Here is a 14,261-nt window from a genome sequence, read left to right on the forward strand (position 1 = left end):
CAACACATGCCGCCGTTCGCGGCGGCATGTTGGCGCACAATTTAGTGCATACCCAGACGAATCAGTTCAATTGGTTCGAACTTACCTTCGCATCCTTCCACTTCCACCGTTTTGCCACGGCGCACCTGCGCGGCATCCAGCCCGTCGCTGTGGATCGCCTTAATCACGCCGGTTTTGCCAGTGCCGCTAATCATGACGCGGCTGCCGGTGGTGATTGCATTGCGGTTACGGTCGTATGTCATCATGGTATTTTCTCCTCTCTAAACTTTCCGTTACGGCGCTATTTCAGGTTTTGCCGTTCACGGGGCACTATAAATACGCCTGTCTGCCAGTCATGTTTTTGTTTTTGATCAAACTCACACTTTTTTCTTTATTACATGGGGCGTTGACGCTTCACGACGGCAATTTACAAAGCAGACCGTTATTTTCACTTATTGATAGTTTCTACGGGGAAGCGTTGAGGATTGGTTTATATTCCCGATGCCATTCTGGTTGCAGGAAATAACCCTTCATCGGAATAAGGAGTCAGGCTTATGTATAAGAAGATTTTGATGCCTGTTGACGTGTTTGAAATGGATTTAAGCGACAAAGCGGTTCGCCACGCGGCTAACCTCGCGAAGGCCGAGGGCGCGTCGATTACCCTGGTCAATATTCTGCCTGCCAGCAGCCGGTCTCTGCTGCGCGGATTCAACGCCGATATTAAAAAGTTTGAAGAGTATATGAGCGCAGAATCCGGGAAGAAAATGAACGAGTTAAAACGACTGTTCGATATCTCCCCGGAGAATATTCACACTCTGGTTCGTTTTGGCAGCGTCCGCGATGAAATTATCAAGCTGAGCAAAGAAGGGGAATATGACGTGATTGTCATCGGGTCAAAAAATCCGGGCATCACCACCCATCTGTTGGGGTCAAATGCGGAATCTATTCTGCGCTACGCCACAATTCCGGTGTTAGTCGTTCGCTAATTACGGTGCCGCCCGCGAAAAGGGCGGCAAATATCACTCTTCGCTAAACCACTCGCTATTTTCCTGACGAATAAGCTGCACGGATTCGCCTATCTCCTGCAGATGCAGGGTCATCGCTTTTTCCACGCCGTCCGGGTCGCGTTTTTCCAGCGCGCTGAAAATATCGTGATGCTGGCGGAGCAGCATTTCCGGCGGGGAGACGTGATCGAGGCTCATGTAGCGCACCCGGTCAATGGTGGCCTTGATGTTCTCAATGGTATCCCAGGCCAGCTGGCAGTCTGCAATTTGCGCCAGCTTCTGGTGAAACTCATCATCAAGCTGGAAGAAATCGTTGAGCTGTTTACGGTCAATCGCAATGCGCTGCTGATGCAGGTTTTGCTCCAGCAGGTAACACTGGTTGTCATTAATGAGCGTCGCGGCACGGCGCACCACCGCGCATTCAATTGCCTGGCGTACGAAACAGCCGTTGCGCACCTGTGAGAGTGAAATTTTGTTCACATAGCTGCCGCGCTGCGGGCGGATCTGAATCAGGCCGTTCTCCGCAAGCTTAATAAACGCTTCACGCACCGGCTGACGGGACACGTCAAATCGCACGGAGACCTCTTTTTCAGAAAGCGGCGTTCCCGGTGGGATCAGGCAATGGACAATATCACGTCGCAAAATGCGATAGATTTGCTGGTTTACGGGCTGGGTGGGGTTGAGTTGCGATTCAGCGGCCATGAGTTGTCATTTCTCAGAGAGTTAGCCCGAACATACTACCATTCTTTTATGACCCGAAACAGACCCGGCCCGCGGGCCGGGAAGGGCTTATTTAGCCACGATGGACGCTAAGTCCGGCAAAACTCTGGCTGACCGGCATCATTTCCACGGTATTGATGTTGACGTGTTTTGGCAGCGTTGCGACCCACCAGACCGTTTCGGTGACGTCTTCCGGCGTCAGGGCGTTGGCGTTTTCGTAGGTTTTATCCGCTTTCGCGTCATCGCCCTTGAAGCGCACGTTGGAGAATTCGGTGCCGCCTACCAGCCCCGGCTCGATATCGGTGACGCGAATGGCGGTGCCGTGCAGGTCGGTGCGCAGGTTCAGGCTGAACTGGCGCACAAACGCTTTGGTCGCGCCGTAGACATTACCGCCCGCGTAAGGCCAGCTCCCGGCGGTAGAACCGATGTTGATAATGTGGCCGCGGTTGCGCTCGACCATGCCCGGCAGCACCGCGCGGGTCATGTACACCAGCCCTTTGTTGTTGGTGTCGATCATGTTTTCCCAGTCTTCAACGCTGGCTTTGTGGGCAGGCTCCATGCCCAGCGCCAGACCGGCGTTGTTGACCAGCACGTCGATGGCGCGCCACTCTGCCGGCAGGCTGGCAATCATCTCTTCAATGGCCGCACGGTTACGCACGTCCAACTGCGCGGTCAGGATGCTGTCACCTAAATCGTCCTTCAGCTCCTGAAGCCGCTCCTGACGACGACCCGTTGCAATCACCTTATGCCCGTTGGCGACGAAGCGACGCGTGATGCTTTCACCAAAACCTGCCGTTGCCCCGGTAACTAAAATAATCATCTCACTGTTCCTCAACGCTTTTTGTGTGGTACTAACATAGCACGCCCGCAGAGGGTGCGTTAAGGCAACATTTGTATGACGGCGTTGCAGGCGATGGCGGCCTGGCCTACTCTGGGAAGATATCCGTTCGGAGGAGTGAAAGATGACGGCCACCAACCCCTTTTTTGACATTAGCCTGCTGCCTTACCAGGCTCCCCATTTTGATACCATCAAAGACGAGCATTATCGTCCGGCCTTCGATGAAGCGCTTCGCCAGAAGCGGGCGGACATAGAGGCGATAGTCTCTCACACCGCTGCGCCAGACTTCACTAACACCGTGCTGGCGCTGGAGAAAAGCGGCGTCATGCTTGCGCGCGTCAGCAGCGTTTTCTTCGCCATGACCTCCGCGAACACCAATGCGTACCTGCAGGAACTGGAGGAGCAGCTCTCCACCAAACTTGCCGCGCTGGCGAACGACATCTGGCTGAACGACACCCTTTTCGCCCGCGTCGAGAGCGTCTGGCAGGACCGCGCCGCGCTGGATGCCGAATCCCGTCGGCTGGTCGAGGAGACGTACCAGCGCTTTATTCTGGCCGGCGCGCGCCTGAGTGAAGCGGAAAAAGCCGAGCTGAAAGCGCTGAATACCGAGGCCGCGTCCCTGACCAGCCAGTTTAACCAGCGCCTGCTGGCCGCTAACAACGCGGGCGGGCTGGTGGTGGATTACGCGCACCAGCTTGAAGGCCTTAGCGCCGAAGAGATTGCCGCCGCGGCGCAGGCCGCCGCGGAAAAAGGGCTTAACGACCGCTGGCTGATCCCGCTCCTGAATACGACACAGCAGCCTGCGCTAGCCGCGCTGCGCAATCGGCAGACGCGCGAAAACCTGTTCAACGCCGGCTGGACGCGCACCCAGAAAGGGGATGAAAACGACACCCGCACGCTGATCCTGCGCCTTACGGCGCTGCGGGCGCGCCAGGCCCGTCTGCTCGGCTTTGAGGATTACGCCAGCTGGAGCATCGCCGACCAGATGGCGAAAACCCCGGCCGCCGCGCTGGAATTTATGCGCGGCATTGTGCCTGCCGCCCGCGCCCGCGCGGAACGCGAGCAGGCCGATATTCAGAAGGTCATCGACGACGAGCAGGGTGGCTTCACCGTGCAGGCCTGGGACTGGGCCTTTTATGCCGAGCGCGTGCGTCAGGCGAAATATGCCCTCGATGAATCGCAGATTCGACCCTATTTTGCGCTCAATACCGTTTTACAGGACGGTGTATTCTGGGCGGCCAGCCAGCTGTTTGGCATTCGTTTTGTGGAGCGTTTCGACATTCCGGTTTATCACCCTGACGTCCGCGTATGGGAAATTTTTGACCATACCGGTGAGGGCATGGCGCTGTTTTACGGCGACTTCTTCGCCCGCGATTCCAAGCAGGGCGGGGCCTGGATGGGCAATTTCATCGAGCAGTCCTTTGAGTTTGCTGCCCGCCCGGTGATCTACAACGTCTGCAACTACCAAAAGCCGGGTAACGGCGGCGTCGCGCTTCTCTCCTGGGATGACGTGATAACCCTGTTCCACGAGTTTGGCCATACCCTGCACGGTCTGTTTGCCAGCCAGCGCTTCGCCACGCTGTCCGGTACCAATACGCCGCGTGATTTCGTTGAATTCCCATCGCAAATTAATGAGCACTGGGCCAGCCATCCTCAGGTGTTTAGCCACTATGCCCGTCATTACGAAACCGGTGACCCCATGCCGGACGCGCTGCGTGAAAGCATGCTCAACGCGACCCATTTCAACAAGGGCTATTACATGACGGAGCTGCTGAGTGCGGCGCTGCTGGACATGAACTGGCACGGCATCAGCGAGGCCGTGTCGAGCGTTGAAGAGTTTGAAGCCGCGGCGTTGAAAAAAGAGGGGCTGGATCTGCCCGCTGTACCGCCGCGCTATCGCAGCAGCTACTTTGCCCATATCTTCGGCGGTGGCTACGCGGCGGGGTACTACGCCTACCTGTGGACGCAAATGCTGGCGGACGATGGCTATCAGTGGTTTGTCGAACAGGGTGGATTGACGCGTGAAAACGGGCAGAAATTCCGCGAGGCGATTTTGTCCCGTGGTAACAGTACGGACTTGGCTGAACTGTATCGCAGCTGGCGCGGGCACGATCCGAAGATTGAACCGATGCTGGAGAATCGCGGGTTGAGCGCATAAAGTCACTTTTAGCTAAGAAGATAACCGGGCCCCGCGCCCGGTTTTTTTTAAGGTCTGAAAGCCCGAAAATGGTCAAAAAAAGAGCTAAAATTTACATTTGTTAACGGCTTGAAATATATTTATATTAAATGTGCTTAAATTTAGGCGCTTTTACCAATCTCAATTTTATAATGCTCGCAAGTTTATTTAATTATTTATGCTGACTGAAGCATGGCCGTTTATTGCATATAAGAATCATCGCAAAAAGATGATTATAATATTTTTATCCCAGTCTAAAGTATTAATTTTCTCTGCCGATTAGCATGGGTGTGGTCGTGGTGGAAACCCATTTCCATTAACCACAAAAAATAAGCCGTTATTAAAATTCATCTCCAGAAGATGAACCTATGCTAATTATTAAGGAAGAGTCATGTTTAAAAATCTCAACATCGGCACCCGGCTTACCATAGCATTTGGCGCAATTGTGGTTTTAATGTCCGTCGTCTGCGGGCTGCTCTATTTGAGCTTTGACAGAGTGACGGCCGTCAGCAAGCTCAACGTTCATAGCTATAAAGTGGTCGATAACCTTCGCTCCGTAACCGAAAACTTGATCAACATGGAAACCGGCATTCGCGGTTTTGCGCTCACCGGTAATCAGGACGTTCTTCAACCCTTCACGCAGGGGGATGAGAGGTTTAAAAGCAAAGTTGACGAAATTGCAGGGCTTACGCGTGATAACCCGTCGCAGCAGCAAAAATTAACCACCCTCTCCAGGCTTGAAGAAGAATGGAAAAGGTCATTTGCGCAGCCGTTAATCCAGCGAAGAGAGAGTGTATCCCGCGGGGGCGAAGAGATGGATGCGTTCATCAGTAGCCTGGAGCGTAATACCGGAAAAGAGCAAATGGACGCCATGCGGGGCGTTATTCAGCAAGCGCTGAACGACGAGTACCGCATTATGGCTGAACGTCAAACCCGACTGGCTGAAGAACGCTTCCGTACGCGCATGATGATAATCCTGGGAATGATTGCGGCGGTTGTCACCGCGCTGCTGACGGGCATTTTGCTGTCGCGCAGTATTCTCCGACCGCTAAAGCAGGCCGTGAATACGGCGAACACTATTGCCGCCGGCGATCTCACCTCAACCATACGTATTACCCGGATGGATGAAACCGGCACGCTGCTTGCGGCTCTGGACAACATGCAGACCCAGTTGAAAACCCTTGTCACTGAAATCAAAGAGGCCGCGACGTCGGTGGATCTGGCTGCCGGTGAGATCGAGCAGGGCAATATGGAGTTATCGTCTCGTACCGAGGAGCAGGCGGCGGCGTTGCAGCAGACTGCCGCCAGCATGGAACAGCTGACGATGACCGTTCGGAACAATACCGAGGTCGCGGAGCATACGGCAACGTCAGCAAGAAAGACGGAAGCACTGGCACGTGAAGGTGAGTCTGCCGTGGGCGAAATGAGCGAAACGATGCAGAATATCTCGGCTAACGCCCTGAAGATAAAGGAAATCACCAGCGTTATAGAAGGGATTGCTTTCCAGACTAATATTCTGGCGCTGAATGCGGCGGTCGAGGCTGCACGTGCCGGTGAGCATGGTCGTGGCTTCGCCGTGGTGGCGACGGAAGTCAGAAATCTCGCTCAGCGCAGCGCAACGGCGTCCAAAGAAATTGGGGCGCTGATTGAGCATGCCGTTGAGGATGTCGATAACGGTGTGTCGGTGGCATCCAGAACGGCAGAGACGATTTTGCGGGCTGCGAGCAACGTGGCTACGCTGGCAGAAACTATGGACAGTCTTTCAATGGCCTCGGTTGAGCAAATGCAGGGCATCATGCAAATCAGCGCTGCTGTCACCCAGATGGATGGCGTGACGCAGGGTAATGCGGCGCTCGTTGAGCAGTCCGCAGCGGCATCGCAGGCGCTGACCGAGCAGTCCAGGGCACTGAAGCAGATGACGGAAAACTTTGCTATTTGAGCAGCAAAAGCATAATCAAAAGGTAAAGCTCGGCGTTTTAAACGCGAATTTTAATCAAACCAGCAACGGGGGCGCTAATAAAAAGGGGCGTCCCCGTGAATAATGAAGAAAATAGCCGAGCGTCAGTGACAATTTAAAAATACTGACTACGATTTCGTAAAACGAAAAATTTAAAAGGAGTTTCTGATGGCGATTGCTGTGGTGACAGTTTTACTCTTCCTGTTGATGTTCCCGGCGGCTATTCACACTTTGCTACAGCTCGTCGGAGGCTGGTGTGACGCGTAGCCTCCCTGGCTAATCCGGTCTTTTGGGCCGTCATCTGATTTTCAATAAGCAGCGCTACGCTACATTTTAAACTTTATTGTACGAGCGTCTGGACGCGGGTCATCGCGAAACGCGAGCCGGATAATTTACAGGCAGGAAGTATGTCTCTTCGTTCGCTGCGGGCGTTATGCCTGACAAGTTTTTTCATTGCGGATGTCCGTGATGGCCTTGGTCCTTTTCTCGGTATCTTTCTGACAGAACGCCACTGGAGCCCCGATGATATCGGCATCCTGATGACTGCCGGTGGGCTGGCGGGATTGCTGGCTACGCTCCCGGCGGGGGTAATTACTGACACTTCGCGGAACAAACGCGCCGTGCTGGCGCTGCTCTGCACTTTGATCACCCTGAGTACGCTGCTGCTCTGGTTTAGCCAGCAGACCAGCGTTGTTGCCGTCTCACAAATGGTCACCGGCATCTGCGCGGCGTTTGTCGGGCCGCTCATCGCCGGGATTACGCTGGGCCTGACCGGCCAGCGCGGGTTCAGCGCGCAGATGGGCAAAAATGAGGCGTTCAATCACGGCGGTAATTTTGTCACCGCAGTGATAGCAGGCGGTATTGCCTGGTACTGGGGCGTCGGGGGGATTTTCCTGCTGATGACCAGCACGACGCTGCTGACGCTCTGCGCGCTGCTTGCCATCCGCAATGGGGACATTGATAACGATGCGGCGCGAGGGCTTTCATCCTCAGGTAGCGTTCCTGTCCCCGGCTTCGCGGTGCTGATTAAAAACCGGGCGCTGTTTGTGACCGGACTGACGCTACTGCTGTTCCATCTGGCGAATGCCGCACTGCTGCCGATGCTGAGCATGAGGGTGGCCGCGGCACCCGCCTCGATCAATCCTGGCCTGTACGCGGCAGGCACCGTCATCATCTCGCAGGCGGTGATGATCCCCGTTGCCATCTGGGTTGCAGGCCGAATAGAACGCTACGGCTACTGGCGTTTGATTATGCTGGCGCTGTTGGTTATGCCGGTGCGCGCGGCGCTGGCAGCATCGACCGACGCGCCGTTAATGATGATCCCAGTACAAATTCTCGACGGTCTCGCCGCCGGGATCCTGGGTGTCGTCGTACCGTCGTTTATTGTGGTGCTGCTGCGCGGAAGCGGGCACGTTAATGCCGGGCAGAGTGTGGTGATGCTGATGCAGGGAGTGGGGGCAGCCATGAGCCCGGCGTTAACCGGGACGATCGCCGGTCGTTACTCGTTTGCGACGGCATTCAGTGTCCTGAGCGCGATTGCGCTGGCCGCCGTCCTGCTCTGGTGGCGCGTTGCTCACCGAAGCTGGGAAACAAACGCGCCGGATGAAGCTTAGCCCCACCCGGCGTAGCATTTAAGCCAGTTCGTTAGGGCACGGTTCACCCTTTTCTAACTGCTGAAGATTCCCCAGCGTGGTTTCCGAAATGCTGATCAGCGCTTCGGCAGTCAGAAACGCCTGGTGGCCGGTAAACAGGACGTTATGGCAGGCAGACAGACGGCGGAACACGTCGTCCTGGATCACATCGTTGGACTTGTCTTCAAAGAACAGATCGCGCTCGTTCTCATACACGTCCATCCCCAGCGCGCCAATTTTCTGGGTTTTCAGCGCTTCGATAGCAGCCTGAGAGTCAACCAGACCGCCGCGGCTGGTGTTGATGATCATCACGCCGTCTTTCATCTGGTCAAACGCCGCCTGGTTAAGCAGGTGGTAGTTTTCCGGCGTCAGCGGGCAGTGCAGGGAGATCACGTCGGACTGCGAGAACAGCGTCGGCAGGTCGACGTACTCCACGCCCAGATCCAGCGCTGCGGCGCTCGGGTACGGATCGAATGCCAGCAGACGCATGCCGAAGCCTTTCAGAATGCGCAGGGCAGCCACGCCAATTTTACCGGTGCCGATCACGCCCGCGGTTTTGCCGTACATGGTAAAGCCGGTCAGCCCTTCCAGCGAGAAGTTGGCGTCACGCGTACGCTGATAAGCGCGGTGAATACGACGGTTGAGCGACATCATCATGCCAATAGCATGTTCTGCTACCGCTTCCGGGGAGTACGCCGGGACGCGAACCACCTTCAGACCCAGCTCTTTTGCCGCGTCGAGATCCACGTTGTTGAAGCCGGCGCAGCGCAGGGCGATATACTTCACTCCCTGCTTTTTCAACTCTTCCAGCACCGGACGACTGCCGTCATCGTTAACAAAAATGCAGACGCCTTCACAGCCGTGCGCCGTTTTGGCGGTTTTTTCGGACAGCAGAAAGTCGAAAAATTCAAGCTCAAACCCGTAAGCTTCGTTAACATGTTGCAGATACTTTTTGTCGTACTGCTTTGTGCTATATACCGCGAGTTTCATAAGACTTTCTCCAGTGATTTTGCATTCACGTTAGCATGATTGAAATTATCTTACAATTTCTAAAATATTATTGAATTCAATAAGTTCTATCAATTATTCTAGAGCATATATACACCCTAACTCCATGATATTCTTAGTACGAGAAATCTTCGGCGCGACTCGGTTCAAATCAGGTTGGGCAAAACGGAGTGGGTAACGGGTGCGAAAAACGCATATCGGTATTACTTGAAAGAATGGCAATAGGGTATGAAAACTGCAATCCTTCCAGATGTGATGGGACGATATTAGGAACCGGGTGAGTTTCTGAAAAGAGGGAGAATGATGCATGTCGCAACAAGTGGAGTTATCCTTATCTGCGCCGATGTTGCCTGTTTTATACTATTTTATAGCATCTATTGCGGTTTTCTTCTTACTGTTGATTGGAAAACTCAAGGTCAATAGGCTCCGTAAATATCCATTGTTCATTGCCTATACGCTGTTTGTGATAGCGATTGCAGCCATCCAGATTAATGTTTTTGCCAACGGCTATGAGTTTGTTCGCGGTTTTTTACATATCGATTTTGATCCATGGCGGTACGATTCAGTGTATTGGGGGTCGTTGATATTCGCCATGCTCTACCTATTGGCAATGCCCAGGAACAGGTATTAGTTACGCAGTGTTTTCCCGTTTTTATGTCTGAGATAATGCGTAACCCACTGAATCTAAAATGTGTTCTTTAGGTTACGCATAGCAAAAAGTTTTCTCATACTCTTTACAGCATCTATCCTTTATCTTGTGGTTAACTTCAACTCAACCGCCAAACATGCGACAATATTCGGCATTGCCGGCTTAATTTTTTCGAAAAATCAGGACATTAACTGCCCATGAAGGGTAAATACAAAGCCGCCATTGCGGTTTTACTGCTGTTGATTGTGGTGCCGCTGACGCTGCTGATGACGCTCGCCCAGTGGGTGCCGACGCTCGCCGGGATCTGGCTCCCCGTCGGGACGCGCATTGCTTTCGAAGAAAGCCCAAAACTGACTCGCCACGCGCTGGTGATCCCCGATCTTCGCTATCTGGTGGAAGACTGCGAAATTGCCCGCATCGATAACGTGACGCTGTCACATCCGAGCCGCTGGAAACTGGATATCGGCGCGCTGGATCTTAACACCGTCTGCCTGAGCAAAATTCCCCAGTCTGCACCCTCAACGGTCGCCCCCAAAACGCTGGCCCAGTGGCAGGCTGTGTTGCCCAATACCTGGCTCACCATTCACCGTCTGACGCTCTCGCCCTGGCAGCAGTGGCAGGGCGAGCTCAATGCGTCACTGACGCCCTCCAGCCAGGAGATCGCTTACCGAGGCGAACAGGTCAGCATCAAAGGCACGCTTCGCGGCCAGACGCTCTCGGTCAGCCAGTTTGATGTTCAGCTCCCTGACCAGCCGCAGCCGATTAAGCTGGTGGGCGAGTTCACTTTGCCGCTGGTGCCGGATGGCGTGCCGGTGAAAGGCCATGCGGTCGCGACCTTTAACGTGCCACAGTTAACGTCTCTGGTCGATGCCGATCTCGACTGGGAAGACAATCAGGGACAGCTGGTGGTGATGGCGCGGGATAACCCCGATCCGCTTCTCGACCTGCCGTGGCAGATCACGGCGAAACAGCTGAACATCAGCGACGGGCGCTGGAACTGGGATCTTTCGGGTATGCCGCTGAGCGGACGTGTGTCCCTTCGCGCCGACAACTGGCAGCAGGGGCTGGAGAAAGCCACCCTGACCGGACGACTGAACGTGTTGACGCAAGGCGATGCGGGTAAAGGTAACGCGGTACTGAACATTGGGCCCGGCAGGCTCAGCATGGAAAACAGCGACATGCCCCTACACCTGAGCGGCGAGGCGAAGCAAAACGATCTCATTCTCTACGCCAAATTGCCCGCCACGCTGACCGGCAGTCTGTATGAACCGCAGCTCACCTTTGAGCCGGGCGCGCTGCTCCGCTCGCGCGGGCGCATCATTGACTCGCTGGATATTGATGAAATCCGCTGGCCGCTGGCGGGCGTAAAGCTGACTCAAAAGGGCGTGGACGGTCGTCTGCAGGCTATTCTGCGTGCCCATGAAAACGAGATGGGCGGTTTTGAACTCCACCTGGACGGTCAGGCCAACGACTTTTTACCTGATAACGGCCTGTGGCAGTGGCGCTACTGGGGAAAAGGCGGCTTTACGCCGATGCATGCCCGCTGGGATGTCGCCGGGAAAGGCGAGTGGCGAGACAACCTTATTGAGCTAACGGCGCTCTCCACCGGTTTTGACAAGCTCCAGTACGGCACCATGGAGGTCAGCAAGCCGCGTCTGGTGCTGGATCGGCCTGTACGCTGGCTGCGCGATGCCGAAAAACCCGCATTCAGCGGCGCGCTGTCGCTGAATGCCGGGCAAACCCGGTTCTCCGGCGGTAGCGTATTGCCGCCCTCGGTCCTGACCTTCAGCGTCGACGGTACCGACCCGACTGTTTTTCAGTTTAAGGGCGACCTCCATGCGGACAACATCGGCCCGGTACAGGTGAACGGACGCTGGGATGGCGTGCGCCTTCGCGGGCAGGCCTGGTGGCCGAAACAGTCGCTCACCGTCTTCCAGCCGCTGGTCCCGCCGGACTGGAAAATGACGCTGCGTGACGGAGAACTCTATGCGCAGGTTGCCTTCTCGGCGGCCCCCGATCAGGGCTTTGAGGCGGGCGGACACGGCGTGCTGAAATCCGGCAGCGCCTGGATGCCGGACAATCAGATCAACGGCGTCGATTTTGTGCTGCCGTTCCGCTTCAGCGAGGGCACCTGGTCCCTGGGCACGCGCGGCCCGGTCACGTTGCGCATTGGCGAAGTGGAAAACCTGGTGACCGCGCGCAACATTACCGCGGACCTGCAGGGGAATTACCCCTGGACGGAGGACAACCCGCTGCTGCTCACCAACGTTAAGGTAGAAACGCTCGGCGGGAAGATCACCATGCAGCAACTGCGGATGCCGCAGCACGATCCGGCCCTGCTGCGCGTGGACAATATCTCCTCAAGCGAGCTGATCAGCGCCGTCAACCCGAAGCAGTTTACCCTGTCGGGCCCGGTGAGCGGGGCGCTGCCGTTCTGGCTGGACAATGAAAAATGGATCATTAAAGATGGCTGGCTGACCAACCCGGGGCCAATGACGCTGCGCATCGACAAAGATACGGCAGACGCCATCGTGAAGGATAATATGGTCGCGGGCGCAGCGATTAACTGGCTCCGCTACATGGAAATTTCGCAGTCGTGGACGAGAATCAATTTAGATAACCTGGGTGAATTAACCATGCAGGCGACCATCAAGGGGACCAGCCGCGTGGACGGCAAAAGCAGCTCCGTCAATCTGAACTACACCCATGACGAGAATGTCTTTACCCTGTGGCGCAGCCTGCGTTTTGGCGACAACCTGCAAACCTGGTTTGAGCAACACGCGGCGATTCCCGGTCTCCGCAGTTCGACTGGCAAGGAAAGTGAGGAACAACAATGAAAAAGATGGCTGGTGCGCTCACCGTTGCCGCGCTACTGACCGGCTGTACGCCGCGCATTGAAGTCGCTGCGCCAAAGGAGCCAATTACCATCAATATGAATGTCAAAATCGAACACGAGATCCACATCAAGGTCGATAAAGACGTTGAAGCCCTGCTGAAATCGCGCAGCGATTTGTTCTGAGGATGCCATGAAACGATTAGCGTTGATTTTACTGGCCCTGAGTATAAATGTGCAGGCGGCTGCGCTGACCTTAAACGATGCCCGCGCGCAGGGGCGCGTGGGGGAAACCCTGAGCGGCTATCTTGCTCCGATCCAACAGGATGCCGAAACGCTGGAGCTGGTGAATCGCATTAACGCAGCGCGCACAGAGAGCTATCAGAAGCTGGCCGACAGCAATAATTTGCCGGTTGATGAAGTGGCGAAAATGGCGGGGCAAAAGCTGGTGGCCCGCGCGCAGCCGGGCGAGTACGTGAAGGGCATTAATGGTAAGTGGCTGAAAAAATAGCTAGCGGTAGCGCTTGCGGTATTCACCCGGCGAGACGCCAAAACGCTGCTTAAAGGCCGTTGAAAAGTGGCTATGGTCGGTGAATCCCCAGCTGTAGCCAATGCCCGCCAGCTTTTCATCGTCGCCGGTTGACTGCAATTCCTGCGCGCAGAGATCCAGACGACGGTTTTTAATGTACTGCGCCACCACCAGCCCCTTCTCGGCAAACATGCGGTAGAGGCTGCGTACGGACATTCCGCTCTCGGCGGCAATCCATTCCGGACGCAGCGATTCAGACTGAATATGGTCATCAATCAGCGCCACAACGTGCTGGAACTGGCGCTCCTTGCGCGGCTGAATCACGTCGCGCTGCTGGAACGCGGGGCGCAGCAGGCAGACCATCGCCTCAAGCGCCGCTTCACTCTCCCGGTCACTCAGGTCGCGGTTGTTCATACTTTCCATCAGCAGGCGATAGCTCAGCTGTACCGTGGGTAAGGTGCGGGAAAGGGCGAGCGCGCAGCTTATCTCCTGAAAGCGGCACTGCTGCTCGATAATCTGACGGGGAACCAGCAGCGAAATCTGGCGGGACTTTTCCTGCCAGTTGATCGAGCAGGGACGAGAGGCGTCAATCAGCGTGATATCCCCGGTTTTGAGTACCGCGCGACGCTCGTCCTGCTCAATTTCCGCACTGCCTTCAAGCTGGAAGACGGTGTAGAACCAGGCATCATTACTCTGTGCGATCTCCCGTCGGGAGCGGAACAGGTTGACGCCGCCGGCGGTGACGGTACTGAGCTTCAGGCTGCGCGCATAGCTGGTCTCCAGTTCGCCGAAGAATTTGCCTTCGGTGGGCTGGGCGTTGAAACGCCCGCAAACCTGGTTAATCTGCGCCAGCCACTGCTGATACTGTTCCTGCTCGCTTGCACACGCCATCGTTTCTCTCGCTGCACCGTCAACGTTTTCGCATTGTTGCATTTGT

The 14,261-nt window shown here is 55.5% G+C and carries 13 protein-coding genes; 8 read left to right on the plus strand and 5 right to left on the minus strand.

Translation table 11 applies throughout. The features are described from left to right. Positions 1-41 precede the first annotated feature (41 nt). Positions 42-245 (minus strand): putative selenium delivery protein YdfZ, encoded by a 204-nt coding sequence (gene ydfZ / locus ACMGGH_RS15610; RefSeq protein WP_028013008.1) that lies wholly within the window; start codon positions 243-245, stop codon positions 42-44. 288 nt (positions 246-533) lie between these two features. Here ydfZ and ACMGGH_RS15615 point away from each other — a divergent pair, with 288 nt between their 5' ends. Then, on the plus strand, positions 534-965 hold the full coding sequence (locus tag ACMGGH_RS15615) for a universal stress protein (RefSeq protein ID WP_041910207.1): 432 nt from the start codon (positions 534-536) through the stop codon (positions 963-965). Positions 966-998: 33 nt separating this feature from the next. Here ACMGGH_RS15615 and ACMGGH_RS15620 read toward each other — a convergent pair whose 3' ends face one another. Further along, complete coding sequence (locus tag ACMGGH_RS15620) at positions 999-1,685, minus strand: GntR family transcriptional regulator (RefSeq protein WP_028013010.1); 687 nt, start codon at positions 1,683-1,685, stop codon at positions 999-1,001. A 91-nt stretch (positions 1,686-1,776) separates the two neighbouring features. Then, a complete protein-coding gene (gene ydfG, locus ACMGGH_RS15625) occupies positions 1,777-2,523 on the minus strand; it encodes a bifunctional NADP-dependent 3-hydroxy acid dehydrogenase/3-hydroxypropionate dehydrogenase YdfG (RefSeq protein ID WP_028013011.1) in 747 nt (248 codons plus the stop codon). A 142-nt stretch (positions 2,524-2,665) separates the two neighbouring features. Between ydfG and dcp the strand changes: the two genes are divergently transcribed. The 3 genes from dcp (at position 2,666) to ACMGGH_RS15640 (ending at position 8,287) form a co-directional block, all read left to right on the plus strand. After that, positions 2,666-4,699, plus strand: coding sequence for a peptidyl-dipeptidase Dcp (dcp, locus tag ACMGGH_RS15630; RefSeq protein WP_232948190.1), 2,034 nt, complete (start codon positions 2,666-2,668; stop codon positions 4,697-4,699). Positions 4,700-5,108: 409 nt separating this feature from the next. Next, positions 5,109-6,656, plus strand: coding sequence for a methyl-accepting chemotaxis protein (locus tag ACMGGH_RS15635; protein WP_232948191.1), 1,548 nt, complete (start codon positions 5,109-5,111; stop codon positions 6,654-6,656). Between the two features lie 425 nt (positions 6,657-7,081). Then, positions 7,082-8,287 (plus strand): MFS transporter, encoded by a 1,206-nt coding sequence (locus ACMGGH_RS15640; RefSeq protein WP_192986113.1) that lies wholly within the window; start codon positions 7,082-7,084, stop codon positions 8,285-8,287. A gap of 18 nt (positions 8,288-8,305) precedes the next feature. Here ACMGGH_RS15640 and ACMGGH_RS15645 read toward each other — a convergent pair whose 3' ends face one another. Beyond that, positions 8,306-9,295 carry a 2-hydroxyacid dehydrogenase gene (locus tag ACMGGH_RS15645; RefSeq protein ID WP_028013015.1) on the minus strand — a complete coding sequence of 330 codons (990 nt, stop codon included), beginning with the start codon at positions 9,293-9,295 and terminating at the stop codon, positions 8,306-8,308. A gap of 325 nt (positions 9,296-9,620) precedes the next feature. Here ACMGGH_RS15645 and ACMGGH_RS15650 point away from each other — a divergent pair, with 325 nt between their 5' ends. The 4 genes from ACMGGH_RS15650 to ACMGGH_RS15665 all read left to right on the plus strand — a co-directional run bounded on the left by ACMGGH_RS15650 (position 9,621) and on the right by ACMGGH_RS15665 (position 13,306). Next, positions 9,621-9,944, plus strand: a complete 324-nt coding sequence (locus tag ACMGGH_RS15650; RefSeq protein WP_047365301.1) for a hypothetical protein — start codon at positions 9,621-9,623, stop codon at positions 9,942-9,944. Between the two features lie 215 nt (positions 9,945-10,159). Continuing rightward, positions 10,160-12,799 carry a YdbH family protein gene (locus tag ACMGGH_RS15655; protein ID WP_232948192.1) on the plus strand — a complete coding sequence of 880 codons (2,640 nt, stop codon included), beginning with the start codon at positions 10,160-10,162 and terminating at the stop codon, positions 12,797-12,799. After that, complete coding sequence (locus ACMGGH_RS15660) at positions 12,796-12,981, plus strand: YnbE family lipoprotein (RefSeq protein WP_028013019.1); 186 nt, start codon at positions 12,796-12,798, stop codon at positions 12,979-12,981. Before ACMGGH_RS15655 ends, ACMGGH_RS15660 begins: the two co-directional genes overlap by 4 nt. Positions 12,982-12,988: 7 nt before the next feature. Further along, positions 12,989-13,306, plus strand: coding sequence for a YdbL family protein (locus ACMGGH_RS15665; protein WP_028013020.1), 318 nt, complete (start codon positions 12,989-12,991; stop codon positions 13,304-13,306). Here the strand turns inward: ACMGGH_RS15665 and feaR are convergent, their stop codons facing one another. Beyond that, a complete protein-coding gene (feaR, locus tag ACMGGH_RS15670; protein ID WP_045261431.1) occupies positions 13,307-14,215 on the minus strand; it encodes a transcriptional regulator FeaR in 909 nt (302 codons plus the stop codon). Between the last annotated feature and the right edge of the window lie 46 nt (positions 14,216-14,261).

This window comes from Enterobacter sp. BNK-16 (assembly GCF_048684955.1).
Lineage (GTDB): Bacteria > Pseudomonadota > Gammaproteobacteria > Enterobacterales > Enterobacteriaceae > Enterobacter > Enterobacter bugandensis.